This is a genomic window from Pseudomonas sp. DF5, assembly GCF_058148225.1.
In genome coordinates this window covers 66,251-91,950 of the sequence record NZ_JBYVYM010000029.1, presented here as the reverse complement: position 1 = coordinate 91,950, position 25,700 = coordinate 66,251, and the positions used below count along the sequence as shown (strand labels likewise).

At 58.8% G+C, this 25,700-nt stretch carries 23 protein-coding genes and 2 pseudogenes; 12 read left to right on the top strand and 13 right to left on the bottom strand.

Annotation, left to right across the window (positions count from 1 at the left end; translation table 11 throughout):
* Together AC30D7_RS23800 and AC30D7_RS23795 are read left to right on the top strand one after the other, a co-directional pair.
* Positions 1-202, top strand: a pseudogene (locus tag AC30D7_RS23800) (carbamate kinase); the annotation flags it as partial.
* A gap of 12 nt (positions 203-214) precedes the next feature.
* On the top strand, positions 215-577 hold the full coding sequence (locus AC30D7_RS23795; protein WP_490135719.1) for a DUF5064 family protein: 363 nt from the start codon (positions 215-217) through the stop codon (positions 575-577).
* Between the two features lie 82 nt (positions 578-659).
* Here the strand turns inward: AC30D7_RS23795 and AC30D7_RS23790 are convergent, their stop codons facing one another.
* Together AC30D7_RS23790 and ppk2 are read right to left on the bottom strand one after the other, a co-directional pair.
* The gene (locus AC30D7_RS23790) at positions 660-2,423 is read right to left on the bottom strand and encodes a SulP family inorganic anion transporter (protein WP_490135718.1); all 1,764 of its coding nucleotides are present in this window, start codon (positions 2,421-2,423) and stop codon (positions 660-662) included.
* 39 nt (positions 2,424-2,462) lie between these two features.
* Positions 2,463-3,281, bottom strand: a complete 819-nt coding sequence (gene ppk2 / locus AC30D7_RS23785; RefSeq protein WP_490135717.1) for a polyphosphate kinase 2 — start codon at positions 3,279-3,281, stop codon at positions 2,463-2,465.
* Between the two features lie 424 nt (positions 3,282-3,705).
* Between ppk2 and AC30D7_RS23780 the strand changes: the two genes are divergently transcribed.
* On the top strand, positions 3,706-4,173 hold the full coding sequence (locus tag AC30D7_RS23780) for a hypothetical protein (protein ID WP_490135716.1): 468 nt from the start codon (positions 3,706-3,708) through the stop codon (positions 4,171-4,173).
* 77 nt (positions 4,174-4,250) lie between these two features.
* On the opposite strand, the gene aepX is transcribed toward AC30D7_RS23780, so the two are convergent.
* The 7 genes and pseudogenes from aepX to AC30D7_RS23745 form a co-directional block, all read right to left on the bottom strand.
* A complete protein-coding gene (gene aepX / locus AC30D7_RS23775; protein WP_490135715.1) occupies positions 4,251-5,141 on the bottom strand; it encodes a phosphoenolpyruvate mutase in 891 nt (296 codons plus the stop codon).
* 88 nt (positions 5,142-5,229) lie between these two features.
* Positions 5,230-6,075 carry a hypothetical protein gene (locus AC30D7_RS23770; RefSeq protein WP_490135714.1) on the bottom strand — a complete coding sequence of 282 codons (846 nt, stop codon included), beginning with the start codon at positions 6,073-6,075 and terminating at the stop codon, positions 5,230-5,232.
* 73 nt (positions 6,076-6,148) lie between these two features.
* Complete coding sequence (locus AC30D7_RS23765) at positions 6,149-7,378, bottom strand: pyridoxal phosphate-dependent aminotransferase (RefSeq protein WP_490135713.1); 1,230 nt, start codon at positions 7,376-7,378, stop codon at positions 6,149-6,151.
* 69 nt (positions 7,379-7,447) lie between these two features.
* Positions 7,448-8,686, bottom strand: coding sequence for an MFS transporter (locus tag AC30D7_RS23760; protein ID WP_490135712.1), 1,239 nt, complete (start codon positions 8,684-8,686; stop codon positions 7,448-7,450).
* Positions 8,687-8,750: 64 nt separating this feature from the next.
* Positions 8,751-8,984 (bottom strand): hypothetical protein, encoded by a 234-nt coding sequence (locus AC30D7_RS23755; protein WP_156043939.1) that lies wholly within the window; start codon positions 8,982-8,984, stop codon positions 8,751-8,753.
* A 17-nt stretch (positions 8,985-9,001) separates the two neighbouring features.
* A pseudogene (locus tag AC30D7_RS23750) lies at positions 9,002-9,238 on the bottom strand (hypothetical protein); the annotation flags it as partial.
* Positions 9,239-9,272: 34 nt separating this feature from the next.
* Positions 9,273-10,484: an MFS transporter gene (locus tag AC30D7_RS23745; protein ID WP_490135711.1), complete on the bottom strand. Its 1,212-nt coding sequence runs from the start codon at positions 10,482-10,484 to the stop codon at positions 9,273-9,275.
* A 95-nt stretch (positions 10,485-10,579) separates the two neighbouring features.
* Here AC30D7_RS23745 and AC30D7_RS23740 point away from each other — a divergent pair, with 95 nt between their 5' ends.
* A complete protein-coding gene (locus AC30D7_RS23740; protein WP_490135710.1) occupies positions 10,580-11,500 on the top strand; it encodes a LysR family transcriptional regulator in 921 nt (306 codons plus the stop codon).
* A 74-nt stretch (positions 11,501-11,574) separates the two neighbouring features.
* On the opposite strand, the gene AC30D7_RS23735 is transcribed toward AC30D7_RS23740, so the two are convergent.
* Together AC30D7_RS23735 and AC30D7_RS23730 are read right to left on the bottom strand one after the other, a co-directional pair.
* Positions 11,575-11,772, bottom strand: a complete 198-nt coding sequence (locus AC30D7_RS23735) for a YbdD/YjiX family protein (protein ID WP_007938220.1) — start codon at positions 11,770-11,772, stop codon at positions 11,575-11,577.
* A 14-nt stretch (positions 11,773-11,786) separates the two neighbouring features.
* The gene (locus AC30D7_RS23730) at positions 11,787-13,844 is read right to left on the bottom strand and encodes a carbon starvation CstA family protein (protein ID WP_490135709.1); all 2,058 of its coding nucleotides are present in this window, start codon (positions 13,842-13,844) and stop codon (positions 11,787-11,789) included.
* Between the two features lie 293 nt (positions 13,845-14,137).
* Here AC30D7_RS23730 and AC30D7_RS23725 point away from each other — a divergent pair, with 293 nt between their 5' ends.
* Together AC30D7_RS23725 and AC30D7_RS23720 are read left to right on the top strand one after the other, a co-directional pair.
* Positions 14,138-15,499: a cache domain-containing protein gene (locus AC30D7_RS23725; RefSeq protein ID WP_490135708.1), complete on the top strand. Its 1,362-nt coding sequence runs from the start codon at positions 14,138-14,140 to the stop codon at positions 15,497-15,499.
* A 33-nt stretch (positions 15,500-15,532) separates the two neighbouring features.
* Entirely contained in the window at positions 15,533-16,165 is a 633-nt protein-coding gene (locus tag AC30D7_RS23720) for a response regulator (RefSeq protein ID WP_490135707.1), read from the top strand.
* A gap of 6 nt (positions 16,166-16,171) precedes the next feature.
* Here the strand turns inward: AC30D7_RS23720 and AC30D7_RS23715 are convergent, their stop codons facing one another.
* Complete coding sequence (locus tag AC30D7_RS23715) at positions 16,172-16,693, bottom strand: transporter suffix domain-containing protein (protein WP_490135706.1); 522 nt, start codon at positions 16,691-16,693, stop codon at positions 16,172-16,174.
* 204 nt (positions 16,694-16,897) lie between these two features.
* Between AC30D7_RS23715 and AC30D7_RS23710 the strand changes: the two genes are divergently transcribed.
* From AC30D7_RS23710 to AC30D7_RS23700, 3 genes are read left to right on the top strand one after another with little or no spacing between them, the layout of a single operon-like run.
* Positions 16,898-18,436, top strand: coding sequence for an efflux transporter outer membrane subunit (locus AC30D7_RS23710; RefSeq protein WP_490135705.1), 1,539 nt, complete (start codon positions 16,898-16,900; stop codon positions 18,434-18,436).
* The gene (locus AC30D7_RS23705) at positions 18,429-19,568 is read left to right on the top strand and encodes an HlyD family secretion protein (RefSeq protein WP_490135704.1); all 1,140 of its coding nucleotides are present in this window, start codon (positions 18,429-18,431) and stop codon (positions 19,566-19,568) included. Before AC30D7_RS23710 ends, AC30D7_RS23705 begins: the two co-directional genes overlap by 8 nt.
* Positions 19,558-20,592, top strand: coding sequence for a DUF2955 domain-containing protein (locus AC30D7_RS23700; protein ID WP_490135703.1), 1,035 nt, complete (start codon positions 19,558-19,560; stop codon positions 20,590-20,592). Before AC30D7_RS23705 ends, AC30D7_RS23700 begins: the two co-directional genes overlap by 11 nt.
* 3 nt (positions 20,593-20,595) lie before the next feature.
* Here AC30D7_RS23700 and AC30D7_RS23695 read toward each other — a convergent pair whose 3' ends face one another.
* Complete coding sequence (locus AC30D7_RS23695; RefSeq protein ID WP_490135702.1) at positions 20,596-21,513, bottom strand: helix-turn-helix domain-containing protein; 918 nt, start codon at positions 21,511-21,513, stop codon at positions 20,596-20,598.
* A 162-nt stretch (positions 21,514-21,675) separates the two neighbouring features.
* Between AC30D7_RS23695 and AC30D7_RS23690 the strand changes: the two genes are divergently transcribed.
* The 3 genes from AC30D7_RS23690 (at position 21,676) to AC30D7_RS23680 (ending at position 25,668) form a co-directional block, all read left to right on the top strand.
* Positions 21,676-23,034, top strand: a complete 1,359-nt coding sequence (locus tag AC30D7_RS23690) for a glutamine synthetase family protein (RefSeq protein WP_490135701.1) — start codon at positions 21,676-21,678, stop codon at positions 23,032-23,034.
* Between the two features lie 247 nt (positions 23,035-23,281).
* A complete protein-coding gene (locus AC30D7_RS23685) occupies positions 23,282-24,370 on the top strand; it encodes a polyamine ABC transporter substrate-binding protein (protein WP_019578877.1) in 1,089 nt (362 codons plus the stop codon).
* The gene (locus AC30D7_RS23680; protein ID WP_490135700.1) at positions 24,367-25,668 is read left to right on the top strand and encodes an NAD(P)/FAD-dependent oxidoreductase; all 1,302 of its coding nucleotides are present in this window, start codon (positions 24,367-24,369) and stop codon (positions 25,666-25,668) included. The genes AC30D7_RS23685 and AC30D7_RS23680 overlap by 4 nt, the downstream gene beginning before the upstream one ends.
* Positions 25,669-25,700 lie beyond the last annotated feature (32 nt).

Here is a 25,700-nt window from a genome sequence, read left to right as displayed (position 1 = left end):
TGCCCAGGCCCACCCGGATGAAATGGAAAAACTCGGCTTCGCGGCCGGCTCCATGGGACCAAAGGTCCAGGCGGCCTGCGAGTTCGCCCGCCATACTGGAAAGGTCGCGGTGATCGGCTCACTCGCGGATATTGAAGCAATCGTCCAGGGCACGGCCGGAACCCGTATCAGCACCGAGAAGCCTGGGATTACTTATTTGTGAGGAGAGACGGTAATGGCAACGTTCACCCCCGGGGATCTGCACATCGAACGCCACGCACTGCACAAGAACGATGTTAGCTACGATTTGCACATCCTCTATGAAGTGGCAAAGGATCCCAAGCAAGGCAAAGGGATGCTCTTCAAGTTGCAAGGCTCGGTCGAGGGCAAGCCATTGACTGAATCGTTCTATTTATCCAAGGAAGAAGCCTGCAACTTTGCCAGCAACATCACGAAAATTCTTGAGCGGTACGGCATCTCCAAGGCGCAAAGCAGCCTCGGTTCGAATCACAAATACTACGACAAGATTTTCGAAGACGTGCGTGTCCAACTGGATATGAAATCGGGTGATCCGGTCAACCCCGAACACTTTGAATAAACCCATTCTCCTGTGAAAGCCGAGCGTCCACGAGCGCTTTGCTTTCCCGGGAGATCCTGACTGCGAAGCGCATTGGCGCAGGCTAATCCACTGGGTGAATCACGAGATAACTTTCGACCGCATCGTCTATCGTTGGAAAAAACGCCGTTTCGCCAAGCCGAGCGAAAAGCCCGAATCGCTTCAGCTTGTCCTTGACCGGGTCCTTCATCTCGGCCACGCACAACTTGATACCCGCCCCACGCAAGGTTTCATCGAGTTCAGCCAGCATATCGGCAGAAGTTACGTCCACGCTGGTGACCGGTTCCGACGCTACAACAAGCCAACGCACGGGCGTAGGCGATGCTGCCACGGCGTCCAGTACCCGGTCATTGAACAGCTCGGCATTGGCGAAAAACAAAGGTGCATCCCAGCGAAACAAAACCAGACCTGGGATAAGGCGTGCGTCGGGATAGCGCTTGATGTCGTGGTAACCCCGGATCTCTTCCGGGCTGCCCAGAACCGCCGAGTACGGGCGCCAGCCATCCCACAGGAACTCGATGACGGCTATCACGATGGCCAGGCCTATGCCCTCGATCGCGCCCAGTACGGCCACGCCTATGGTGCAGACGATCGACAGCCAGAATTCCCAGCGCTGGATGCGATAGATTCGTCGCAGGTCAGCCACTTCGATCAGGCCGATGGCGGATGCGATCACCACTGCCGCCAATGCGCTGGTGGGCAGGTTCTGCAACAGGTTCGGCGCCACCATCAGCAATAAGGCAACGGCAATCGCACCGACGACACCGGTCAGTTGGGTTTTGGCGCCTGCGGCCTCGGCCACGGGAGTGCGAGATGAACTGCTGCTGATTGGAAAACCCTGAAAAAGCCCGGCGGCGAGGTTGGCGAAGCCGAGCCCGACCATTTCCTGGTTCGGGTCCACATACGTACGAGTCCGCGCCGCATAGACACGAGAGAGCACACTGGTGTCGGCAAACGAAACGAGGGCGACCGCACAACCACCGATCAGGACGGGGACGATATCAGCCCTCGTGATCCAGGGAATGGCGAATGCCGGCAGCCCCTGCGGGAGCGATCCCAGGACTGACACCCCGGCGCGCGCTGCAAGGTCCAGTACACCGACGGCGATGGTCGCGCCTGCCACGGCGATCAGAATGCCCGGCACGCGTTTGTTGCTCTTGAGTAGCAGGATCACCGCCAGAGTGCCTGCGCCCACCATGAACGCGGCCCAATTGGTTTTCCCATTCATCACTGCCGTAGCGATCGCCCATAAATTTCTCAGCGGCCCGTCGGTTTCGATTGAAAAACCGAAAAACTTTGGCAGTTGGCTGATCAATACCACCAGCGCGATCCCGTTCATGTAGCCGTAGCGGATCGGTTTGGACAACAGCTCGGTAATAAAGCCCAGACGCGCGATGCCCGCCAGGATACACACCACCCCCGAGACGATCGCCATCATGCCCGCGAGGGCGATCGCTCGATGCGGATCGCCACCAGACAGTGGCAGGACGACGGCCAGGATGACGGCAGCCAGCGAAGAGTCCGGCCCGAGCACCAGAATCCGGCTGGGACCGAACAGCGCATAAGCAATTAATGGAACGATTGTTGCGTAGAGCCCATAGATACCGGGTACTCCCGATGCCACCGCATAGGCGATGCCAACGGGTACCAGCATTGTGGTGAGCACCAGTCCGGCCACGAGGTCGTGGCGCAACCATACCATCTGGTATCCGCGCAATGTACGCAGTCCCGGGAGCCAACGGTCCCAGAGGGACTGGCCGTTGCTCGACTTGCGGTGCGCAATCCGCCCCGGTTCCGGGGCGGGAGGCAAAATATCCGAATGATTCATGGCAATGCAGCCTTGGCGAAAGATTCGCTCAGCAATCCATCAGAATTTTTCGGGAATTCGCCGTAGCGGATAATCCGGTTCGCGATAACCACCTGCCTTCTGGCGTTTGGGCAATATCACTTTCTCGCGCGGTATATCCTTGTAAGGAATGCGACTGAGTAAATCGGCGATGATATTGAGGCGAGCCCGCCGCTTGTCATTCGAGTTGGCCACAAGCCATGGACTATGCTCGGAGTCGGTCATCGTGAACATGTCGTCACGTGCTCGTGAGTAGTCATACCAGCGACTGTATGACTTCAGATCCATTGGCGACAGCTTCCAGATTTTGCGTCCATCCTCGATCCGTGCTTCGAGCCGGCGGGTTTGCTCCTCCTCGCTGACTTCCAGCCAGTACTTGAGAAGAATGATGCCCGAATCGACGATTGCGCGTTCCACCAGGGGAACCGCCTTCAGGAAAGCGGTCACCTGCTCGTCGGTGCAGAAGCCCATCACGCGTTCGACGCCCGCACGGTTGTACCAACTGCGATCGAAGATCACCACCTCGCCCGCCGCGGGCAGGTGCGGCAAATAGCGCTGCAGGTACATCTGGCTCTTCTCTCGATCAGTGGGTGCAGGTAACGCCACCACTCGAAAAACCCGCGGGCTCACCCGCTCGGTCAGCGCCTTGATTGTCCCGCCCTTGCCGGCTCCGTCGCGGCCCTCGAAGACGATACAGACTTTGATGCCCTTGTGTTTTACCCATTCCTGCAGCTTGACCAGTTCAACATGCAACTTACGCAACTGCTCAAGATAATCCTTGTTGTTGAGCTTCGGGCTTACAACGGATTTTTTTGGGGCTTTCTTCTTGTCCTTTGCCATTGAAAAGACCTCGCAAGTGCCAGTAGATGACTACCGATAGATAGAACCTGAAGGGGCGGCTATCAGCTTGCAGATCGCTCATTGGCTTTATCCAAATCGCGCGGACGGCCCTTCTGCTCTTGACGTTTAACTCCATTAGGACCCCGGTGAGTCTAGAACATGATCAGCGATCATGGAGGGCGTCCTGCCGATCATCGTCGTCGTTTTGCCAACACAGAAATGTTTTGAGTCGAGCCGGTTCGAGAATCTGATAAGAGGCGGGAAGCAAGTGGAAACGGTGAGCTAAAGTTTAAAGGTTAACGTACCCACCCCATTAGCTCGTCCCTGAAGCGGAACATATTTTTATGGGGTCATTCGCGCCGCTTTAATCAGCGATTTTGCGAAAGCCGTCACTCCAAAGCACCTCGATAGCAGTGGAGTCTCTATGAAAAAGTCTTTCTTATCGTGTACCGCTACGATGCTCTGCGTGGCCAGCCTTTGCGTGACTGCCGAGACCATAACGCCGCTGAAGGGGCAGACCCCCGAAATCGTCCAGCAAGACATTGCCTCATGCCAGGCTCAGGCCGGCAACACGACCAGCACCAGCACGACGAGCTCACAATCGGGTGGACGTGCCCGTGGTGCCGCTGCAGGTGCCGTAGCAGGCGCTGCGGTCGCCGGCGCGCGAGGTCGGCAGTATGACGAAGTGGCCGACCGGGTTGATGAGGATGTCAAACAGGAATATCGGCAGAACAAAGCCAAGAATGCGGCGGTGGCAGGAGCGGCAGTCGGCGGATCACGGCAGCGTCAGGATCGTCGTCAGGACCGCCGAACCGCAGAGCAGAATACGACCGCCACTTCTTCCGCCTATAGCAGTTGCATGCAGCAGCGTGGTTATCAGGTCACACCATGAGCGTCCAGTAATATCGAGTGCCCTGGAGAGCCTGGTACTCAACCGAAGCGAGCCGTCGCCTCGGTGAAGCCACTGAACTATCGGGTGCCAGGCACCAGATCGAGTATTTCATTGATCCCGAGACAACGAGGCTCCATCTCCAGCGTTCGACCATTGGCCAGTATTCCATTGGCAACCTCTCTCATCGCCAGGTACGCACTGCGCAACATGTGATTGGCATAAATCACCGCGTTGAATCCCGCTTTCTCCAGTTCGTCAAATCGCAGGTGGGCGTAACTCGTCGGCACGCAAATCAGCGGCACCTGTGCGCAGTACAGGCGAAACAGCCGGGCAAACTCGAGGATTTCCAGACCGTCCTTTTTCCGGCTGTGAATCATGATTCCATCAGCGCCCGCCTCCACATACGCCAGACAACGCTCGATGGCATCCTCCATGCCCCGGTCCAGAATCAGGCTTTCACATCGCGCAATGATCATCAGGTCCCGATGGCTTCGACTGGCGCAACCCACGCGGATCTTCTCGCAGAACTCTTCGATGGAGTCTTGCTCCTGGCTGACGGCATTACCAAATAACGAGTTCTTCTTCAGTCCGCATTTATCTTCGATGACCACCGCCGAGACGCCGGCACGCTCGAGCATTTTGATGTGAATCGCAAAGTGCTCCGGTTTGCCGCCGGTATCACCATCGAATATCAACGGCAACGAGCAGACATCAAAGATCTCGCGAATACCGTGCAGACGGTTACTGGGAGAGAGAATTTCGATGTCGGGTAAACCTCGCTGTGTCGAGTCCGTCAACGAACTCGACCAAATGGCGTCGTATGAAACATGTTGCCCGGACGCCAGTTCGAGTCTGGCTCGTTGTGCCAGCAAGGCTGAAATCGGACTATGAGCTTCAAGTACGCGAAGGCAACGCTTACTCTCGAGCAGAGTTGCCAGGCTGGTTGGGCGGATGTCAGTGTCGATCATGCGAATTTACGCTCCATTTTTATAATTGAATGAGCGGCTCCCGGACGGTAACTGTCACTACAAATCACTGATAAGCGGTCAAATCACATTAATCCCAGGCAGGCACTTCGCTTTTCAACACAGACGCCATCTTTCCAAGGTGTTCGCAGGCCTTGGCCACGTACTCCAGGGACAGACTTTCGATACGCCGATAGTTGATCTCTTGATGGGTAGCGCTGGCATAGAGTCTCAAAGCCTCTGCCGCATGCCTGAAATGCCGGGCTTCTACACTTCCGCAATGAACGCTGAGAAATGCAGCGACTCGATTGGCTTCACCCGATGGATAGCCGCGAACTTCCCGAAGCCACTGCTTCCACATCGGAGTCATCAAGTTGTATTCGCCGGTGTTGAACAATTCGGTCATGGCCATCATTTCCAGCGCTTCGGTGAGGTCCGGCGCCAGCGGTCTTTTTTGCCCGACCCAGGTGGAAAACTCTTTGGTGACAGGATCCAGAAACTTGTCCTGCAGGCGCCAGTCGTCAGAACCACAAATGGCGGATGCCATGCGGTAATACAACTTTGAATGGTGTGGGTGCCCATGCATTTCGCCAAGCCCTACATCTTCGATGATGATCTCCCCGCAATGCCGCGCCGCCTCCAGCATCTTCAACCTGGCGTCGTCGTTCAACGATTCGGATTCCTGAAGTATCCGCACGATAATGCTCGATACCGCATGGGCTGCCCCGTCCGGGCTCCTCCAGCCACAAAAGAACGTACACAGTGAAGACGCTGTCCAGTTGCTGGATGTCATGTCCTCATAGGTCTCGCAATAGGCATTCAACTTGTCAGGGTTGTTGTGAAAACCACTCAGCAGGGCCTCAACAAGATTTCTGTCCTCGACATCGACCAGTGCCTGATTGACGTAATCGATAAACTTCTGGCTCGATTTCTCCATGGCGTTGCTCTCCTTGTTATTGATGGGGCTTCTCTACGACAAGATGAATAACGATGACCACTAACACGCTCGATCAATCCGTGACGACTTGCGACATGAATTGTCCAAAGCGCGTCAAACCTTCGATCAACTCTTCACGCTCAACGGCGTACGAAATTCGAATGCTATGGGGATCGCCGCAGCCAGAGCCGGGAACCACCGCAATGTGTGCCTCGGTCAATAGCAAATCGGAGAGATGATCGACGTCGCGGATTGTCGTTCCGAGGTAACGGCAACCCAACTTTCGGGAGACATCGATAAACAGATAAAACGCCCCTTCCGGTGGCGCGCACCGGATGCCATCCACATGACCGAGGCCGGTACACGCCACCAGCAGTTGTTCGTCGAGAAACCTGTTCACCTCGTCACCAAAGTGCGCAGAATCGGCGATCAACGTGTTCAGCGCCGCATACTGGGCGAGACTGCTAGGGTTGGAAGTCGTGTGCCCCTGCAGGTTATGCATGGCGCCGATCACCTCTGTCGGTGCGCAGGCATAACCCACTCGCCAGCCTGTTACGGCCTGGCTCTTGGAGAACGAATCAACCAGAATCGTCTGTCTTTTCAGCAATGGAAATAGCGACAGAATGTTGTGATGCACGTGGGGATGACGTACCAATTTGCGATAGCACTCGTCGAAAACCACCCAAAGCTGATGATCAAACGCGAGTTGGGCGATCCCCAATAACTGCTCTCTTTGATAGACCGTTCCGGTCGGATTGTTTGGCGTGTTGATCACGATCATTTTAGTGCGGCTGGTGAGTGCTCTTTCGACCGCCTTGCAGGTCAATCGGTAGTCATCGGGTTGGGTATCGACAAACACGGGAATGGCACCGGCAAGAAGAATTTGCGTCGGAAATGTTTCCCAGTAAGGCACAGGAATAATCACCTCATCACCAGGATTGAGCAGCACCATTGACGCGTTGAAGAGCGCTTGCTTGGCCCCGGCGGTCACCGCCACTTCATTGGCGGCAAACTCAACCCCGCAACGTTGACTGACATGTTCTGCGAGCTTTTCACGCAGCCGAGGCAGCCCTATGGGCGGCGTATAACGATTTCGCGCCCCTTCTATTGCTGCGATGGCACCCGCCTTCATCTCCTGGCAGGCGTCGAGCGATAACTCGCCGGCTGCAAAGTTAATCACTTTGATACCACTTTCTTTCAGGGCATTCGCTTTACTGCGCATGCTCGATGTTCCTGGCGCGCTGAGATCAAGAGCGCGACGGGATAACGAAAACCGGATTGCAGAGGTCTCGCTGTTATTCATTTTTTTACCTGCGAAAACGATTAAAGAACGGCGACTCGGGGCTTCTTGATCGAACCTGCAAACGGTCGATCAACCCGCGTTCTGATAAAGGTGGGCATCAGCGTCCAGGCCTCGTTGCACATACCAGGACAAGGGCAGTGTCAACAACAGTGTGGCTGCCAACATGATCACAGCAGCAGGAATACCTGTGATGTCGCCCAGGCTGCCAAACAATACCGGTGCCAGCGCCCCGCCACCGATGGTGCCGGTGTAGAACACGGCGAAGGCGTGCTCTCGTTTGCCTGGGCCAGCCAGGTCCGGCACGGCGCCATACAGCACCGACGATGTTCCGTTCAACGCCAGCCCCAGCAGCGGCAACACCGCCATCAGGCCGAACAGCGGCAGGTACACCGACATGATGATCAACACCGCGGTGGTGAACTCGGTCAGCCATACGGTTTTCATCATGCCGATGCGCGCGCCCAGATAGCCGCACAGCAACTTGCCGAATGCACCGCCCACAAACAACATTGTCAGCGCCAGACCTATGCCTGCCGTCCCGGCCCCCTTCTCTTTCAGCAGGAACGGCAAGAAGGTGAGAAACCCCATCCGTACTGCACTGTCCAGTGTGCCGGTCACGATGAGCGCCCGCAGCCCGCTGGCGGAGCCATTTCCCATGATTGCCCTGGAGGCCTTGCCCTGACCGGATGAAGTTACCGCGCGCACCGGAATCAGCCACCACAGCAGACCGGCGGCGGCCAGACCGAGCAGGCCTATCAGCGTGACGCTCGCGCGCCAGCTGATGACCGTCAGTAACAGGCCGACCAACCCTGGTATCAACGTTTTGCCGATGTCTCCGGAGAAGTTGTACTGCGACAATGCTTGTTTGACGCCCGCGCCCTCCTCGTGCGTATCGGTGATCAAGGAAGACGCCAGTGGGTGTTGGGTGCTAGCGCCCAATCCGCCCAACACCAGCGCCAACAACAACACCGTCAAGCCGCCAGCCTGCCCTGCCAGTAAGTAAGCGAACCCCGCGAGCGCGGTCCCGCCCACCAGCAAGCGCTCTCGCCCCCATCGCCTGGCGGCCCGGCTTGCCAACAGCTGGAAACCGGCCATCATCCCGGAGTAAGCACCACGCAACAAGCCGATTTGGGCGTAGCTCAAGGCGAACTGCGCCTGCCAGATCGGCAATAGCACATAGATGACGTCGGTCAGGCCATCATGCACGGCGTGTGCGCCGCAGCCAGCCAGCAGAGATCGTCGACGTACAGAGGCATCGGTCGATTGCGGCCCCTGCAAAGAAGATACTTCGTCTTTCAAATCGTTCATGGTTCCGCCATTACTGCAACAGTTGCGCACAATCTTTCATCCGCCGGATTTGCGATGCAGATACTCAGCGAAAATCTCCCAGACGATTTCCAGCACCAGGTGATTTCAGGATTACACCTGAAGGTTTTAACGTACGACTTGCACGCTGACGCTTTACTTCACCGTCAGACAAAGAGCGCAAAAAAATTCGCATCACGCTACTAACAAGGTCGTCAACATCCAGAAACTCAGAGTTAATCCCGCTAGTTAGCTCCCGCTGCACGTCAACACGCAGTTTTAAATAGTCAGTCCGTTCCATTAGTACTCCATCTACTCGACAGTAGAAGTCGAGTTGTTGGTCTTGGAGCAACTGGCGAAAAACTTACGCAAGGCTGCTGGCGGATGGCGGCGCGAAGTCAGTGTCTCAAAGGCATTTTCGATGTCCACAAGCGCACCCTCTTCACTCCAGAACGCCTCGAACAGCGCATGCTTCAAGACACTGGCAGGCATGTCGTTCAACACCGGTTCGACGATCTTCAACAACTGGCTCTGGCGGGTCAGTACGTTACTCATGGTCACCTCTTATATTCCTTTATTGGATGATGATTCAGGCAGGTTCACCGGTTCGTTCGGAACCGTTACGGTCGTGCGCGACCGGTGTATCGGGTTCAAGGGGTTTCCAGCCGGTCAAGGCGATCAGCAACGACAACAACTGGAAGCCGATGATCAGCGCCACACACCCCTGCCAACCCCAGCGATTCCAGATCATCGCGGGGCCAACGGCGCCGAAACTGCCGCCCAGGTAATAACCCGTCAGGTACAGCCCCACCGCCCCGGCTTTGTTATGTCGGGCCGTGGCCGTAATAAAGGCATTGGCGCAGGCCTGGGCCAGAAACACGCCGGTTGAACTCAGCGCCAGACCCAGCACGATCAGCCACAGCGAGGGCAGCAGTGTCAGGAGCGAGCCACAGACGCCCAGTAACACCGCGGCCACCAGCAATTCGGATTGCGGTCGCGATTTGCTCAAGCGTCCGACGATGGGGATCACCACCAGTGCCAGCAGGAACACCGCATAGATCGTCCCGAGGGCCGCAGCGCCGAGATTGAAAGGCGTCTGGCTGAGGTACAGTCCGGCGTAAGTGAAGGTCGCGACTTGCGAAAACAACACACAAAAGCCCACGCCATACGCCGCCAGCAAGGGTTTGCGGCACAGATCGCGAAGGGCTTGCAAACGCAGTGGCGAATTTTTGGTAGCCAACACCGGATTGGCCGGCAGCAGAAAGTGGATGGCCACGCCGACGAACACGCTCATTGCTGCCAGCAGTTCAAAGGCCTCACGCCAGCCCACATATTCGGTCATGAGCCCGGTCACGAAGCGCCCGGCAAACCCACCCAGTACGGTACCGGCCACGTAGAGGCTGGTGACCACCGTGACAGTGCCACCGCTCCAGCGGTCGCCGATGTAGGCTACGCTGGTGGCGAATACCACCGGAATCAACATGCCTTCGACAAAGCGCCAGACCAACAGCTCGCTAAAGCTGTCGGCATGGGCTGTCAGCAGTGCCGGCACCGCCAATAGCAATGCCGCGCCGACAATCACCGAGCGTTGTTCAAAGCGACGGGTAAGACGGCTGACAAAGGGCGCGGTGATGGCGACCGCCAGGGTGGTCACCGTGATGCTCCATCCCGCCTGCCGGGCGCTCACCTGAAAACTCAGGGCAAATTCCTGAAGGATGCTCTGGGTTGAATACAGGTTGAGGAAGGCCGCGCAACCACACAAAAACAAGGCGATGCGAGCACTCTGCAGACGCGAATTCATGAGGCCTCTCGTTTTATGACAGGAGGCCTTTATAGAATACGCGGGCTGCCGAAGACCAATACCGAATTCGGACCGATCAATACCCAAGGAACAGGATGCTGGATCTACGCAAGTTACGTTACTTTTTGACGGTCGCCGAAGAGCTGCACTTTGGTCGCGCGGCACTGCGTCTGCACCTCGCCCAGCCGCCGTTGACCCGGCAGATCTCCGCTCTGGAAGCCGAGCTGGGGTTTCGTCTGTTTGACCGTACCAGCCGCACGGTGTCGCTCACGGCCCATGGCCGGCATTTTCTGCCTTATGCGCGCGCCATGCTGGAGCAGGCCGACCTGACCGAAATCATCGCCGGCAAGCTGGCCGCTGGCTCGGCCGGGCAACTCGTGTTGGGCTACGCCAGCTCGATTGCCCTGTCAGACCTGTTCAGCCAGGCCATTCAAGCTTTTGCCCAACGCTTTCCAGAGGTTCAACTGACGCTGGTGGAAGGTGCGTCCAGCAGTCTATGGTCACAAGTCGCCGATGGTCGTATCGATATTGGTATGAGCCGGTTGCTGCCTCAAAACGGACAAACCGAGGTCCGGGTACAGTCCCTGGGTGAAGAACCCTTAGTGGCGGCCCTTTCCAGTGACAACCCGTTGGCCAGCCACGCCGAGGTCACCCTCGCCCAGCTCAGCGCGTACCCGTTGATTTTGTTTCCGGTCGATTACGGCTCGGGGCTCAACGAATCCATTCAACAACTATACCGACGCAACGGGTTGCCCCTGCGCCTAGGCCCATCCGGACGGCAGATCACCTCGATCATTGCGCTGGTGGCCGCCGGGCAAGGCGTTGCGCTGGTGCCCCAGTGCACCCAGACGTTGGTAAAAAAGGGCGTGACCTACCTCCCGCTGGCTGACTCCGAAGCTTGCGCGCAACTGCTGATACTGACGCGATCCCAAGGGCGCAGTCTGCTGGTCGAGGCCTTCATGGGGGTGATCGATGAACTGTTGGACGCCAGGATTCAGCAAATTCCAGTCAGTTAAGCGCAAATCAATGTGGGAGTGGCGGTGCAGCGATCCGCCGCTCCCACAGGGTTTGTATCAACCTGGCTGTCAGGTCAGCAACACTTCGGCCCTGCCTTGCCGCCGTAACGGGCTTCCTGACGTTCGCGGAAGAACATCTCGTAGCTCATCACCGGCTTGTCCGGGTGTTCGGTTTGCATATGCTCGACGTAGTTGTCGTAGTCGGGCATGCCGACCATCAGGCGCGCGGCCTGACCGAGGTATTTGCCGAGGCGACTCAGGTCATTGAACATGGTGCCCTCCTCGATCAAGCATCCGGCAGTGCATGGAATGGCGCTTCTTTATCCGTGCGTTCTTTGGTGCCCCAGGCGGCGATACCGACCTTGAGCGCAAAGAACAGGATGCTGAACACCACGAGCAGGAACAACACCGTCAGCGTTGCGTTGGTGTAGGCGTTGTAGATCACATGCTGCATCTGCTCGATGCTCTTGGCTGGTGCGAGCACCTGACCGTTGGCCAGGGCATCGCTGTACTTCTTGGCCAGCGCGAGGAAGCCGATGGCCGGGTTGGCGTCGAACAGTTTGATGAAACCGGCGGTGGTGGTGCAGATCAGCAGCCACACGGCGGGCAGCATGGTTACCCACACATAGCGTTGGCGTTTCATCTTGATCAGCACGACGGTTGCCAGCATCAACGCGATACCAGCCAGCATCTGGTTGGAGATACCGAACAGTGGCCACAAGGTGTTGATCCCGCCCAACGGGTCGATCACACCTTGATACAGCAGGTAGCCCCACATCGCCACGCAACCGGCGGTGGCGATCAGGTTGGCGGTCCAGGATTCGGTGCGTTTCAGCGCCGGCACGAAGGAACCGAGCAAGTCCTGCAGCATGAAACGCCCGGCACGGGTACCGGCATCCACCGCAGTCAGGATGAACAGCGCTTCAAACAGGATCGCGAAGTGGTACCAGAACGCCATGGTGTTTTCACCTGGCAGCACGTGGTGCAGGATCTGCGCGATACCCACCGCCAGGGTTGGCGCACCGCCGGCACGGGCCAGGATGGTGGTTTCACCGATGTCCTTGGCTACCGCTTGCAGGGCTTCCGGGGTAATCGCGAAACCCCAGCTGCTGACTGTCTGCGCAACCGAAACAGCATCCGCGCCAACAAGGGCCGCCGGGCTGTTCATGGCGAAGTAAACGCCTGGCTCGATCACCGAAGCGGCAACCATTGCCATGATCGCCACGAAGGACTCCATCAGCATGCCGCCGTAACCGATGTAACGGGCATGGCCTTCACTGGCAAGCAGCTTCGGCGTGGTGCCGGAAGCAATCAATGCGTGAAAACCCGAGACCGCGCCACAGGCGATGGTGATGAACAGGAACGGGAACAACCCACCCTTCCACACCGGCCCGGTGCCGTCGATGAACTGGGTCAATGCCGGCATTTTCAGCTCGGGCATGGTGACCAGAATGCCGATCGCCAGCGCAACGATGGTGCCGATCTTCAGGAACGTGGACAGGTAATCGCGCGGCGCGAGAATCAGCCATACCGGCAACACGGCGGCCACGAAACCGTAGCCGATCAGCATCCAGGTAATTTGCAGTCCGGTGAAGGTAAAGGCCTTGGCCCAGACCGGATCAGCGGCAATCTGCCCGCCCAGCCAGATCGAGCCCAGCAGCAACGCCACGCCGATCACCGAGATTTCACCGATGCGGCCCGGGCGGATGTAGCGCATGTAGACGCCCATGAACATCGCGATCGGAATGGTCGCCATCACGGTAAAGATGCCCCAAGGGCTTTCGGCCAGGGCCTTGACCACGATCAGCGCCAGCACCGCGAGGATGATGATCATGATCAGGAAGCAGCCAAACAGCGCGATGGTGCCGGGGATGCGGCCCATTTCTTCACGGACCATGTCGCCCAGTGAGCGACCGTTGCGGCGGGTGGACATGAACAGGACCATGAAGTCCTGAACCGCACCGGCCAACACCACGCCGGCAATCAGCCACAGCGTACCGGGCAGATACCCCATCTGCGCCGCCAACACCGGACCGACCAGCGGCCCCGCGCCGGCGATGGCTGCGAAGTGGTGACCGAAGAGTACGTGTTTGTTGGTCGGCACGTAGTCCAGACCATCGTTGTTGAGTACGGCGGGAGTGGCTCGATTGGGGTCGAGTTGCATCACCTTGGTGGCGATGAACAGGCTGTAATAGCGGTATGCGACGAGATAGATAGCGACGGCTGCGACTACGATCCAGAGGGCGTTGATCGCTTCGCCGCGGCGCAGGGCCACGACACTTAGCGCAAACGCTCCCAAGACAGCCACGGCAAACCAGGCGAGGTGTTTAGCCAGACGGGGCATAGCGTGTCTCCTGCCGACAGTCAGTGACTGCGGCGGTAATTATTATAATTGTGTCCGCTTTGCGGAGCGGGCCCAATATCCACCCATGCTGTCGACAAATAAATCCGCGTTACTACGTACGTGGCGCCTACGTAGTTCTACGTAGATGGCGCTGATGCAACACCTGTGGCTGTGGCAAGCCCCCTCGCCACAGCTCACTCCCTTAGGTTTTGCATTTCATCACGACCGCAGGCGCGTATCTTTGGCATATGATGCCGGGCCTTCGCCCTCCCTCGGTCTGGCCAGGAGTAGAGATGCAGCTCAAACACAAAATCGTCGCGCTCGGGATTCTGCCGTTGGTGTTGGCGATCGCGGTCATCTGCGCGCTGGTGATTTCCCTGAACCGCCAACTGGGTGATCAACAGGCGCAACTGATCGAAGACAGCATTCTGGCCAGCAAGCGCGCAGAACTGAAAAACTACGTAGAAATGGCGCAAAGCCTGATCGCGCCGCTGTACGACGACGGTCGCGGTGACGAACACGCACAGCAACAAGTGCTGGAAGAACTGCGCAAGCTCAGCTTTGGCATCAATGGCTACTTCTTCGTCTACGACCGCGAGGGCCGCAGCCTGATGCACGCGCGCCAGTCGGAGTTGGTGGGCCAATACCTGTGGGACATGAAAGACCCTCACGGCCTGCCGGTGATCCAGGCGTTGCTCAAAAGTGCCGCGTCGGGTGAAGGCTTTCAACGTTACGCCTGGAACAAGCCCTCCTCCGGCCAAGTCACTGACAAACTGGCTTACGTGGTGATGCTCGATCGTTGGGGCTGGATGCTCGGCACCGGTATCTACCTGGAAGACGTTGAACGCGCCACCCAGCAAGCACGAGCCGAGGTGGCTCAAGGCATCCGCACCACCATGCTGGCGATTGCCGTGGTGGCCCTCGTGGCGGTGCTGTTTGTGTTCGCCAGCGGCATGACGCTGAACGTCAGCGAACATCGCCTGGCCGACAAAAAGCTGCAGCGCCTGACCCAGCGCATCGTCAGCTTGCAGGAGGAAGAACGGTCACGGGTTTCCCGAGAGCTGCACGATGGCATCAGCCAGTTACTGGTCTCTATCAAGTTTCAGTTCGAACTGGCCAGCCATGTGCTGGAGAATGGCCAAGACAAAGGCTTGAGCATTTTAAGAGACGCAACCGAGCGCCTGGGGGAAGCGATCGGTGAGGTTCGCAGCCTCTCCCACGACCTGCGCTCATCATTGCTCGACACCCTCGGCCTGCCAGCGGCAATCGGTCAACTCGCCGCCGAGTTCGAGCAACGTAGCGGTCTTGTTGTAACCTTCAACGATAACGAATTCGACTGTCACCTGGCCGATGGCGCCGCTGCCTCGTTGTTTCGCATTGTGCAAGAAGGCCTGACCAACATCGAACGCCACGCCCAGGCAAAACACGTCATCATTACCCTGCACGGCTGCGAAAAGTCCGTACGGTTGACGGTGATCGACGATGGCATCGGCTTCAATGTCGCCCAGGTCGAACGTCGCCAGGCCGGCATTGGCCTGCGTAATATCCGTGAGCGGGTCGAGCATTTTGGCGGTCGATTCGAACTGATCTCGATGCCGGGGAAAAGTGAGCTGGACGTAGTGCTGCCGATGAAACCACCCGGTACAGAACGCTGACTCCACCCATAACAATTAGAGTGAATGCCTGCGATGAACCTGCCCTACCCGATCCGCGTCGCCCTGGTCGACGATCACTCACTGGTCCGTGACGGGATCAAGTCGTTGCTGGCGGTCATGGCGCCGCTGGAAGTGGTGGGCGAAGCCGAGAATGGCGCCGACGCCATTGAAATGGTCGGGCGCTGCCAGCCGGATCTGCTGCTGGTGGACATCAGCCTGAAGGACATCAACGGACTCGAGCTGACCCGGCTGTTACGCAACCAATACCCGTCGCTCAAGGTGTTGGTGCTGAGCATGTACGACAACTACGAATACGTCAGTGAATCCGTTCGTTCGGGCGCCAGCGGCTATGTACTGAAGAACGCCCCTTCACGGGAAATCATTGCGGCCATTGAAGCCATTGTCAGTGGCGGGACGTTCTACAGCGCCGAAATCGCGCAACGGCTCATCGCTGATAAAAGCACCGATAATGAACTGACTCCGCGCGAGAGCCAGGTGCTGTACAAAATGGCTCAAGGGTTGAACAACAAGGAAATGGCTCGCGAGCTGGATATCAGTGTCCGGACGGTGGAAACCCATCGCCTGAGTATCCGTCGCAAGCTCAACATCGACAAACCCGCTGCCCTCGTAAAGTACGCCATCGATCACGGGATCATCTCCCGTTAGAAGCAATCACACCGTACTTGTATTCACCACGCGTGCGGTGCGGATAAACAACGCACGCACCTTGTCCCAGAAATTCCCCCCCAGTACGAAAAAGCTGCCGATCAACATGGCATCGCCCAGCGCCTGGACCTGCCAGAGGTTCGGTCTCAATCCCGGCCACAGCGTGTCCACGTAGGGTTCGAGAAATGATGAGATCAGCGGCAGGCAAAACATCACCAGGCCAATTCGATGGCGTGCCGGGCCTACTTCCAGATCCGCTGGTGCGAGCGTGGAGACGTAGCCAAACACGCTGCGCTTGAGTTGCTGAAAGCCGGACTTGCCCATGACGGCAATGGCGAGGATCAACATGATCTTGTTACTGATAAACAGGATGCCGGTCAGCGCCGCAATTTTTGGGCCGGGCACATCCGCGGCGGCGGCGAGTGGCACCAACAGCCAGGATCCCAGTATCAAACAGATAATCACGATGCCCAGTTTGAAGCGCCAACCGGCAGAGCTGGGTGCAGTGTTGTCCTGGGGGCTGCTCATGGTTTCGTACCCTTCATTGTATGGCCCGAATGAATAACTTTCAGAAGCGTAGCAGTTGCTCGGTGCCCTGTTTGTCAAACATGACCTTGTGTTTGTCTTGGCTGTACTAACCTAAGCGGAACCGGTTCAAGCCCGCACAGTCAGGGCATTCAATATTGGGGACGCTAGGATGACGTTTTCCCGTGACCTACTTGCAGTGCTGCGATGCTGACGCGCTTGGGTCGGCTGCTTCTACTGAGCGCCTTCGCTCTTGGCGGCTGCGTGCGTCTGGGGCCGGATTTTCAAGCCCCGGGCGAGGCCTGGACAAAACTCTGGAGCAGTCCTGCGCTTGAACAGGCCAGCCAAAGACGCCCCAATCCCGATGTGCGCCAGTGGTGGCAAGTGTTTGCCGACCCGGTCCTCGACGGGTTGATCGCCGAAGCGGATGCGCGCAATTCCAATCTGAAGATTGCCGGCCTTCGCGTGATCGAAGCCCGTGCCCGGTTGGGGATTGCCCAAAGCGGACGCTATCCGCAACTGCAACAGGCCAGCGCCGAGAGCTTGTACATCAACCGTCGGCAATACGGCGGCAATAACCCGCAAGACAGCCATTTCTGGCAACACAACGTGGGCTTTGATGTCGGTTGGGAGCTGGATTTCTGGGGGCGCTTCAGTCGAGCCATCGAATCGTCCGATGCCAGTTACTTCGCGGCTCAAGCCAATTATGAAGACGTACTGGTACTGCTACGCGCTCAAGTGGCCGACACTTACTTCTCATTGCGCACCACCGAAGCGCGTTTACGCGTCGCCCGAGAAAACGCCGTACAGCAAAAGCGCAACTTTGAAATCACCGAAAAACTGTTCAACAGCGGCCAGAGCGCCGAGCTCGACGTGCAGCAGGCCAAGACTCAGTACCTCGGCACCTTGAGCAGCATTCCGGTATTTGAAGGGCAAGTGCTGAGCACCCGCAACGCGTTGGCCGTGCTGATCGGACAACCGCCCAGCGCCTTGCCCCAACTGCTGGAAAACCAGGGGCTGATTCCGCTGATCGATCGGGCCGTACTGCAAGACGTACCCGCCAACCTGCTGTTGCGTCGTCCGGACGTACGCGCCGCCGAACTCAACGTCGCCGCCCAATCGGCACTGATCGGCGTGGCAGAAACCGATTTCTATCCGTCGCTGACCTTGCTCGGCAGCATCGTCTGGTCGACCGACTCATTGAGTGGCACTTCCAACAGCCTGGACCTGATCGGTGGCCCCAGTTTGCGCTGGAACCTGTTTGATCACGGCCAGATCAGCAACAACGTGCGGGTACAGGATGCGCGGTTGCAACAACTGATCGAGGTTTATCGCGACAAAGTCCGCCAGGCCGCGCGCGAAGCCGATGACGCCGCCAGCGGCTTGAGCAAATCGCTGGAACGCGAGCGCATCCTGCTTGAAGCGCAGGCCGCCGCCAAGCGCTCGCTGAGCCTGGCCAACAGCCAATACCGCGAGGGTTACTCGGACTTCCAGCGCGTGCTCGATGCCCAGCGCGCATTGCTCGAACAACAGGACAATTACCTGATCAGCCGCAGTAATGCCGTGAGCAACCTGATCGCCCTGTACAAAGCCCTTGGCGGTGGCTGGTACAGCGCCCAGCCGACTGTCGACCCAGACACACGCCAACAAATGGAACACCGCACCGACTGGGGCAACCTGCTGAATGAACCGGCCCCTTCGCGAGCCCCCTCTTCCATGCCAGACAAGGTCAAAGCCGATGAGTGAACCCTCACCGCCCACCACTGAAGCGCCCTCGCCCAAGGCGCCCGAACCGGCTGCCGATCCCGCAAAGAAGGGCATCAAATGGGTGATGCTGCTGATCGTCCTGAGCCTGGCCTGGTACTTGTCGGCTGACCGTTTCACGCCGTATACGCAACAGGCCAGGGTCGGTGCCTTTGTGATTCCAGTGGCCGCGGAAGTGGCGGGTCGGGTGATCCGCGTGAACGTGCGCAACAACCAGGACGTCAAGGCCGGCGATGTGCTGTTCGAGGTCGATCAGCAGCCCTATCAAATAGCCGCCGACCGCGCACGGGCTGACCTTGAGTCTACTCGCCGCCAGATCGGTGCCAGCACCGCCGGCATCGCCTCAGCGCAAGCTTCATTGCGGGCGGCCCAAGCCAATGAACTCAAGGCCCGGCAAGATAACGACCGCCTTGAAAGCTTGTACCGCCAAGACCGCGGAACCATTTCCGTGCGCCTGCTTGAAGCGTCGCGGGCCAGCCGTGAACAGGCTGTCAGCCAGGTCGCTGCGGCCCGTGCCGAAGTCCAGCGTGCCCGCGAGCAGGAAGGCGGCAGCGAGGAAGACAACGCGCTGTTGCGCAGTGCCGCCACGGCATTGTCAAAAGCCGAACTCGACATGGCCAACACTCAGGTTCGCGCGCGCTCGGCGGGTTTGATTACTGACCTGCGCACCGACGTCGGGCAATTCGCCGCGGTCGGCACGCCAGTCATGACCTTGATTGCCATTCATGACATGTGGATCAGTGCGGACATGACCGAGAACAACCTGGGTCGGGTCAAACCCGGAACCCCGGTGTCCATCGTGCTGGACGCTCTGCCGGGGGAAATTTTCGAAGGAAGGGTGCGCAGCGTCGGTTACGGCGTCAGTGTGGGGCAAACGCCCGCACCGGGCACCTTGCCCACGGTGCAAAACAGTCGCGACTGGCTGCGCCCGGCGCAACGCTTTCCGGTGATCATCGAGTTTTCCGAAGAGGCGACGAAAGTCCTGCGTGACAGTCGTGCCGTGCGTGCCGGCGGCCAGGCCGAAGTCATGGCTTTCCCGACGCAGAACAATCCGCTCAATCCCCTTGGACGCTTGTTCGTGTGGCTGATGAGCTGGCTGTCTTATGCCTACTAAACGTGCGCCGCGTGTGCAACGCGCACTGCGTCTCGCCACGGGCACGGCGCTGTGCCTGGCGGTCAGTTTCGGCCTGGCACTGCCGATCCCCTTCCTTGCACCGGTGCTCGCCGTGTTGCTGTTGGCCACGCTTAACAAGCCGCTGCCATTCAAGGCCGGGCTGATACTGGCGGTGGTCGCGATGTTGACCACCGGCATCGGCCTGTTGCTGATTCCGGTCTTGCGTTATTACCCTCTCAGCGGCGTGCTGCTGATCGGTGTCAGTCTGTTCCTGGCCTTTGGTTTCGGGTTGCGCGGTGGCAACGCCTTGGTCATGACCTTTCTGATCATCGGCCTGACGATGATTTCCTCGGCCGGCGTTGCCGAGTTCGATCTGGCGATCATGGTCATCGGTGCTTTGGTCAAAGGTTTGATCCTCGCCGTCATCGTTGTGGCGATCAGTCACTGGCTGTTTCCCGACCCGCCCAATGCACCCTCCCCACCCGCCGCCAGCACTCTGCCGGCGCAGGAAGTGGCGAGGATTGCGCTGCGTGCCACCCTGATCGTCATACCGGCGTTCCTGCTGGCGCTGATCGACCCGGCCAGTTATCTGCCGATCATTTTGAAAGCGGTCAGTCTTGGTCAGCAGAGTTCGACGGTAACGACGCGCAATGCCAGTCGCGAACTGCTCGGTTCGACCTTGATGGGCGGGCTGCTGGCGATAATGTTCTGGACCGCGCTCAGTCTGTTCGTGCACCTGTGGATGTTCTTTCTGTGGATGCTGCTGTTCGGCTTGCTGTTGGCGCGCAAGCTCTATGCCCTGAGTCCGACTCGGCAAACCCCGGGGTTCTGGCTCAACACCCTGGTCACGCTGATCATTCTGCTTGGCCAATCGGTTCAGGACAGTCTTGCCGGGAAAGACGTCTATACCGCCTTCGCCGTGCGCATGGGACTGTTTATCGCCCTCACGCTTTATGCCGACCTGATGGTTCATCTCATCGAACAGCGGCAGCGAACGCCGGGCTTCAGTCAGCCCGATCAGTGAAAGTCAGCGGGTTACCGGATAACCAGCCCTTGCGAGCGTCTGGCTGGGAAGCTCCTGGAACAACGCTCGATAGCTGCTGGAAAATCGCCCCAAATGCCAGAACGACCAGTGCATCGCCACTTGCGCGACGGTCGTTTCCCTGTCTGTTCGGCTGAGCAATTCACGGCGCGCGCTATTGAGCCGACGCAAGCGCAACCAATGTGTGGGTGTCATTCCGGTGTACGCCTTGAATGCGTGCTGTAACTGACGCAACGAAACCCCGGCCACCTGGGACAGTTCGAGCAAATTGAGGGTTTCTTCCGGGGTATCGGCGGCCCATTCGGCGACACGCTTCATGACCGTTCGCTCTTCGGCCCGACGCTGCAGGCCTGCGCGGTCCAGGCACACACAAGCGTTGTCGAGGATAAACAAACAGTCCTCCAGCAACTGTTGGGTCAATGCCTCTTTGCTCGGCGGGTCCAGCGTCTGCGCCAGCCGCGTCAACGTGCCGCTCAACCAGCGGCTGAACAGCGCGTTCTGCCCGCAATTGAGCGGCGACATGAACAAGCCTTCGAGCCGCGCCACGTCCAGGCCATGGCGTTGAACGAATTGCGGCCCGAACACCACGGCGATTTCCTGATAGTTCTCCGGGGTGATCCAGATGTTGCGGCTTTCGCCGTTCAACACGTAAAGCGAGTTGTCGCTGCGATCGAAACAGAACGCCAGCGAACCTTCGGGAGCGCTGAAATTCTGCTCCACGCGGGTGTTCATCTGTTCCTCGTAAATCTCCACGCCTTGCAAGTCCAGATAGCGTACCCGCCCGGCGAAATGCCCCGGCGACATCTGCTGATAGTGCTGCACCCAACCCGGTGTGGCGCGGATCTGCTCGGCCACGTCGGCGGTGTCGAAGGCTTGAACCTGTAGCGGTTTGCACGTTGTCATGGGGTGACCTTACGCACTCGTTTGGTGCGTTTTGGTGCTGCTGAAAGTGGATAGATGGAACGCCGAGGCTCGCCCAAGATAGTCGTCAACGCGCCACAGGGGAAGTGTCCGGTGGATGAAGCCGCCTTCCCCGGCGTCAATCAAACCCACAATGAGGTCTTTATGAATGTCCCTTTCGATCAGCTGTTCACGTGGCTGAAAGATCACAAGATTACCGAGGTCGAGTGTGTGGTCAGCGACTTGACCGGCATTGCTCGCGGCAAGATCGCACCCACCAACAAGTTCCTGCATGAGCGAGGCATGCGCCTGCCGGAAAGTGTGCTGTTGCAAACGGTAACCGGGGACTTTGTCGACGACGACATCTACTACGACCTGCTCGACCCGGCCGACATCGACATGGTCTGCAAGCCCGTCGCCGACGCGGTTTACGTGGTGCCATGGGCCATCGAACCCACCGCCATCGTGATCCACGACACCTTCGACAAATTCGGCAACCCCATCGAACTGTCGCCGCGCAACGTGCTGAAGAAAGTGCTGCAGCTTTACACCGACAAAGGCTGGCAGCCGATTGTCGCGCCGGAAATGGAGTTCTACCTGACCCAGCGCTGCGAAGACCCGGACTTGCCGCTCAAGGCACCATTGGGCCGTTCGGGCCGGGCGGAAAGTGGCCGCCAGTCGTTTTCCATCGACGCCGCCAACGAGTTCGATCCACTGTTTGAAGACGTCTACGACTGGTGCGAACTCCAGGGCCTGGACCTCGACACGCTGATCCACGAAGACGGCCCGGCGCAGATGGAAATCAACTTCCGTCATGGCGATGCGCTGGACCTGGCGGACCAGATCACCGTGTTCAAACGTACCCTGCGCGAGGCGGCGCTCAAGCACAACGTCACCGCGACGTTCATGGCCAAACCCATCGGTGACGAGCCCGGCAGTGCCATGCATATCCATCAAAGCGTGGTGGACATCACCACTGGTCAGCCGATTTTCGCCGAGGCCGACGGGCAGATGAGCGAGCTGTTCCTGCACCACATCGGCGGCCTGCAAAAGTACATCCCAAAAGTGCTGCCGATGTTCGCGCCCAACGTCAATTCGTTCCGCCGCTTCCTGCCCGACACCTCGGCACCGGTCAACGTCGAATGGGGCGAAGAAAACCGCACCGTCGGCCTGCGCGTGCCGACCTCGAGCCCCGACGCCATGCGCGTGGAAAACCGTTTGCCGGGCGCCGACGCCAACCCTTACCTGGCGATCGCCGCGAGCCTGTTGTGCGGCTACCTGGGCATGGTCGAAAAGGTCGAACCGAGCGCCGCTGTACAGGGCCGTGCCTACGAGCGACGCAACCTGCGCCTGCCGATCACCATCGAGGACGCCCTCACGCGCATGGAAGAGTGCGAAACCATCAAGCGCTACCTGGGCAGCAAATTCGTCCGGGGGTATGTCGCGGTCAAGCGCGCCGAACACGAGAATTTCAAGCGTGTGATCAGCTCCTGGGAGCGCGAGTTCCTGCTGCTCAGCGTCTAACCCCGATCCAAACAACCCGAAGAGGTTAATGCCAGTCAATCAAGTCGTAATGCGGTCTGTAGCAGCTGGCGAAGCCTGCGTTCGGCTGCATAGCAGTCGTGAATCCAGCTGACGCAGTCTGTCTGACGGACCGCAATTTCTGGTTTTACGACTGCTACGCAGCCGAACGCAGGCTTCGCCAGCTGCTACAAGGAGCGTCGCGGCTGAAATGGCTTAACTGATCGGTATTACCCGAAGAGGTGTCGATATGCGTCTATTGAAATCCGTGGTTCCGGTCGCGCTGGCGGTGTTGTTCAGCGCCGGGGCGCAGGCTCAGCCGAGCGTCAGCGTCTACAACTGGACCGATTACATCGGCGAGACCACCCTCGCTGACTTCCAGGCGAAAACCGGGATCAAGGTGATCTACGACGTATTCGACTCCAACGAAACCCTGGAAGGCAAACTGCTCGCCGGCCGCACCGGCTATGACGTGGTGGTGCCGTCCAATCACTTTCTCGCCCGGCAGGTGAAGGCCGGCGCGTTCCTCAAACTGGATCGCTCGCAACTGCCCAACTTCAAAAACCTCGACCCGAAACTGCTGACGCTGCTGGAGAAAAACGATCCGCAGAACGCGCATTCCGTACCGTATCTGTGGGGCACCAACGGCATCGGCTACAACGTCGACAAGGTCAAGCAAGTGCTGGGCATTGATCACATCGATTCCTGGGCCGTGTTTTTCGAACCCGAGAACCTGAAGAAACTCAGCCAGTGCGGCGTGTCGATGATGGACTCGGCTGATGAAGTATTCCCGGCAGTCCTCAACTACATGGGCATGGACCCACGCAGCGAAAACCCTGAGGACTTTAAAAAAGCCGAAGCCAAACTCTTGAGCATCCGGCCTTACATCACCTACTTCCATTCCTCCAAGTACGTCTCGGACCTGGCCAACGGCGACATCTGCGTGGCCTTCGGTTACTCCGGCGACGTGTTCCAGGCGGCCAATCGCGCCAAGGAAGCGAAGAACGGCGTGAACATCGCCTACTCGATCCCGAAAGAAGGCAGCAACCTGTGGTTCGACCTGCTGGCAATTCCCGCCGACGCCAGCAACCCGAAAGAAGCCCACGCCTTCATCAACAACCTGCTGGACCCGCAAGTGATCGCCAAGGTCAGCGCCTCGGTGGGTTACGCCAATCCCAACCCGGCGGCCAAGGCCTACATGGATGCTGAGTTGGTCAATAATCCAGAGGTCTACCCACCCCAGGACGTCCTCGACAAACTCTACATTTCCACCACCCCGCCCCAGGCGATCATGCGTTTGATGACCCGTTCCTGGAGCAAAGTGAAGTCCAACCAATGAATCAGCACGACAACCAACATGCCCGCTCCTACTACGCGGCGTCAGCCAATGGAATGGCGCCCTACCCCACGCTGGACTCGGATATTGAGGCCGATGTCTGTGTGATCGGCGGCGGGTTCACCGGTGTCAACACCGCGATCGAACTGGCGCAGCGTGGGCTCTCGGTGACTCTGCTGGAGGGCCGGCGAATCGGCTGGGGAGCCAGCGGGCGTAACGGCGGCCAGTTGATCCGTGGCATCGGCCATGACGTCAGCGGGTTCGCCCGTTATGTCGGCGAGGAAGGCGTGCGTTATCTGGAGCGTGCGGGCATCGAGTCCGTGGAACTGGTGAGCAATCGCATCCGTGAACATGGCATCGATTGCGACCTGCGCTGGGGTTTCTGCGAACTGGCCAATACCCCGGCGCAGTTCGCCGCGTTCAAGGCTGAGCTGCAAAGCCTCGCCGAGTTGGGGTACGCCCATGAAACCCGCCTCGTCGGCCCCGAGCATATCCGCCGGGATGTGGTGGGCTCGGACGTTTATGCCGGCGGTCTGATCGACATGGGTTCGGGGCACCTGCATCCTCTCAATCTGGTGCTCGGCGAAGCGCGGCTGGCGCAATCCCTCGGGGTACGGATTTTCGAGCAGAGCCCGGTGCTGGAATTGGTCCACGGCAGCACCGTGCAGGTGCGCTGCGCCAGCGGTACGGTACGCGCCGGCAGTCTGGTGCTGGCCTGTAACGCGCATCTGGAAGAAATCGAGCCGCGCCTGAGCGGCAAGGTACTGCCGGCGGGCAGTTACATCATCGCCACCGAACCTTTGCCGCCTGCGTTGGCCGCGCAATTGATCCCGCGGAACCTGGCGCTGTGCGACCAGAAGGTCGGTCTCGACTACTACCGGCTCTCGGCGGATCGACGCTTGTTGTTCGGCGGTGCCTGCCATTATTCCGGGCGCGACCCCGTGGACATCGGCGCCTATATGCGGCCGAAAATGCTCAAGGTCTTCCCGCAATTGGCGGATGTGCGCATCGACTATCAATGGGGCGGCAAGATCGGCATCACCGCCAACCGCTTCCCCCAGGCCGGACGCTTGAGCCAGTACCCGAACGTGTTCTACGCCCAGGGTTACTCCGGCCATGGCCTGAACGTGACCCACTGGTGCGCCCGGCTGCTGGCCGAAGCGATTCATGCCGGGCACAGCCGGGGGCTGGACGTGTTCAGCGCCGTGCCGCATATGACCTTTCCCGGCGGACGAGCCCTGCGCTCACCGCTGCTGGCCCTCGGCATGTTTTGGTATCGCCTGCGCGAATTGCTCGGCTGAAACTCTGTTAACTGCGATCATTCCCACACAGA

What these genes read in the sequence shown, in the direction of transcription:
- AC30D7_RS23795 (WP_490135719.1), top strand. Translation starts at nt 215, where the DNA reads ATGGCAACGTTCACCCCCGGGGATCTGCACATCGAACGCCACGCACTG.
- AC30D7_RS23790 (WP_490135718.1), bottom strand. Translation starts at nt 2,423, where the DNA reads ATGAATCATTCGGATATTTTGCCTCCCGCCCCGGAACCGGGGCGGATT.
- ppk2 (WP_490135717.1), bottom strand. Translation starts at nt 3,281, where the DNA reads ATGGCAAAGGACAAGAAGAAAGCCCCAAAAAAATCCGTTGTAAGCCCG.
- AC30D7_RS23780 (WP_490135716.1), top strand. Translation starts at nt 3,706, where the DNA reads ATGAAAAAGTCTTTCTTATCGTGTACCGCTACGATGCTCTGCGTGGCC.
- aepX (WP_490135715.1), bottom strand. Translation starts at nt 5,141, where the DNA reads ATGATCGACACTGACATCCGCCCAACCAGCCTGGCAACTCTGCTCGAG.
- AC30D7_RS23770 (WP_490135714.1), bottom strand. Translation starts at nt 6,075, where the DNA reads ATGGAGAAATCGAGCCAGAAGTTTATCGATTACGTCAATCAGGCACTG.
- AC30D7_RS23765 (WP_490135713.1), bottom strand. Translation starts at nt 7,378, where the DNA reads ATGAATAACAGCGAGACCTCTGCAATCCGGTTTTCGTTATCCCGTCGC.
- AC30D7_RS23760 (WP_490135712.1), bottom strand. Translation starts at nt 8,686, where the DNA reads ATGAACGATTTGAAAGACGAAGTATCTTCTTTGCAGGGGCCGCAATCG.
- AC30D7_RS23755 (WP_156043939.1), bottom strand. Translation starts at nt 8,984, where the DNA reads ATGGAACGGACTGACTATTTAAAACTGCGTGTTGACGTGCAGCGGGAG.
- AC30D7_RS23745 (WP_490135711.1), bottom strand. Translation starts at nt 10,484, where the DNA reads ATGAATTCGCGTCTGCAGAGTGCTCGCATCGCCTTGTTTTTGTGTGGT.
- AC30D7_RS23740 (WP_490135710.1), top strand. Translation starts at nt 10,580, where the DNA reads ATGCTGGATCTACGCAAGTTACGTTACTTTTTGACGGTCGCCGAAGAG.
- AC30D7_RS23735 (WP_007938220.1), bottom strand. Translation starts at nt 11,772, where the DNA reads ATGTTCAATGACCTGAGTCGCCTCGGCAAATACCTCGGTCAGGCCGCG.
- AC30D7_RS23730 (WP_490135709.1), bottom strand. Translation starts at nt 13,844, where the DNA reads ATGCCCCGTCTGGCTAAACACCTCGCCTGGTTTGCCGTGGCTGTCTTG.
- AC30D7_RS23725 (WP_490135708.1), top strand. Translation starts at nt 14,138, where the DNA reads ATGCAGCTCAAACACAAAATCGTCGCGCTCGGGATTCTGCCGTTGGTG.
- AC30D7_RS23720 (WP_490135707.1), top strand. Translation starts at nt 15,533, where the DNA reads ATGAACCTGCCCTACCCGATCCGCGTCGCCCTGGTCGACGATCACTCA.
- AC30D7_RS23715 (WP_490135706.1), bottom strand. Translation starts at nt 16,693, where the DNA reads ATGAGCAGCCCCCAGGACAACACTGCACCCAGCTCTGCCGGTTGGCGC.
- AC30D7_RS23710 (WP_490135705.1), top strand. Translation starts at nt 16,898, where the DNA reads ATGCTGACGCGCTTGGGTCGGCTGCTTCTACTGAGCGCCTTCGCTCTT.
- AC30D7_RS23705 (WP_490135704.1), top strand. Translation starts at nt 18,429, where the DNA reads ATGAGTGAACCCTCACCGCCCACCACTGAAGCGCCCTCGCCCAAGGCG.
- AC30D7_RS23700 (WP_490135703.1), top strand. Translation starts at nt 19,558, where the DNA reads ATGCCTACTAAACGTGCGCCGCGTGTGCAACGCGCACTGCGTCTCGCC.
- AC30D7_RS23695 (WP_490135702.1), bottom strand. Translation starts at nt 21,513, where the DNA reads ATGACAACGTGCAAACCGCTACAGGTTCAAGCCTTCGACACCGCCGAC.
- AC30D7_RS23690 (WP_490135701.1), top strand. Translation starts at nt 21,676, where the DNA reads ATGAATGTCCCTTTCGATCAGCTGTTCACGTGGCTGAAAGATCACAAG.
- AC30D7_RS23685 (WP_019578877.1), top strand. Translation starts at nt 23,282, where the DNA reads ATGCGTCTATTGAAATCCGTGGTTCCGGTCGCGCTGGCGGTGTTGTTC.
- AC30D7_RS23680 (WP_490135700.1), top strand. Translation starts at nt 24,367, where the DNA reads ATGAATCAGCACGACAACCAACATGCCCGCTCCTACTACGCGGCGTCA.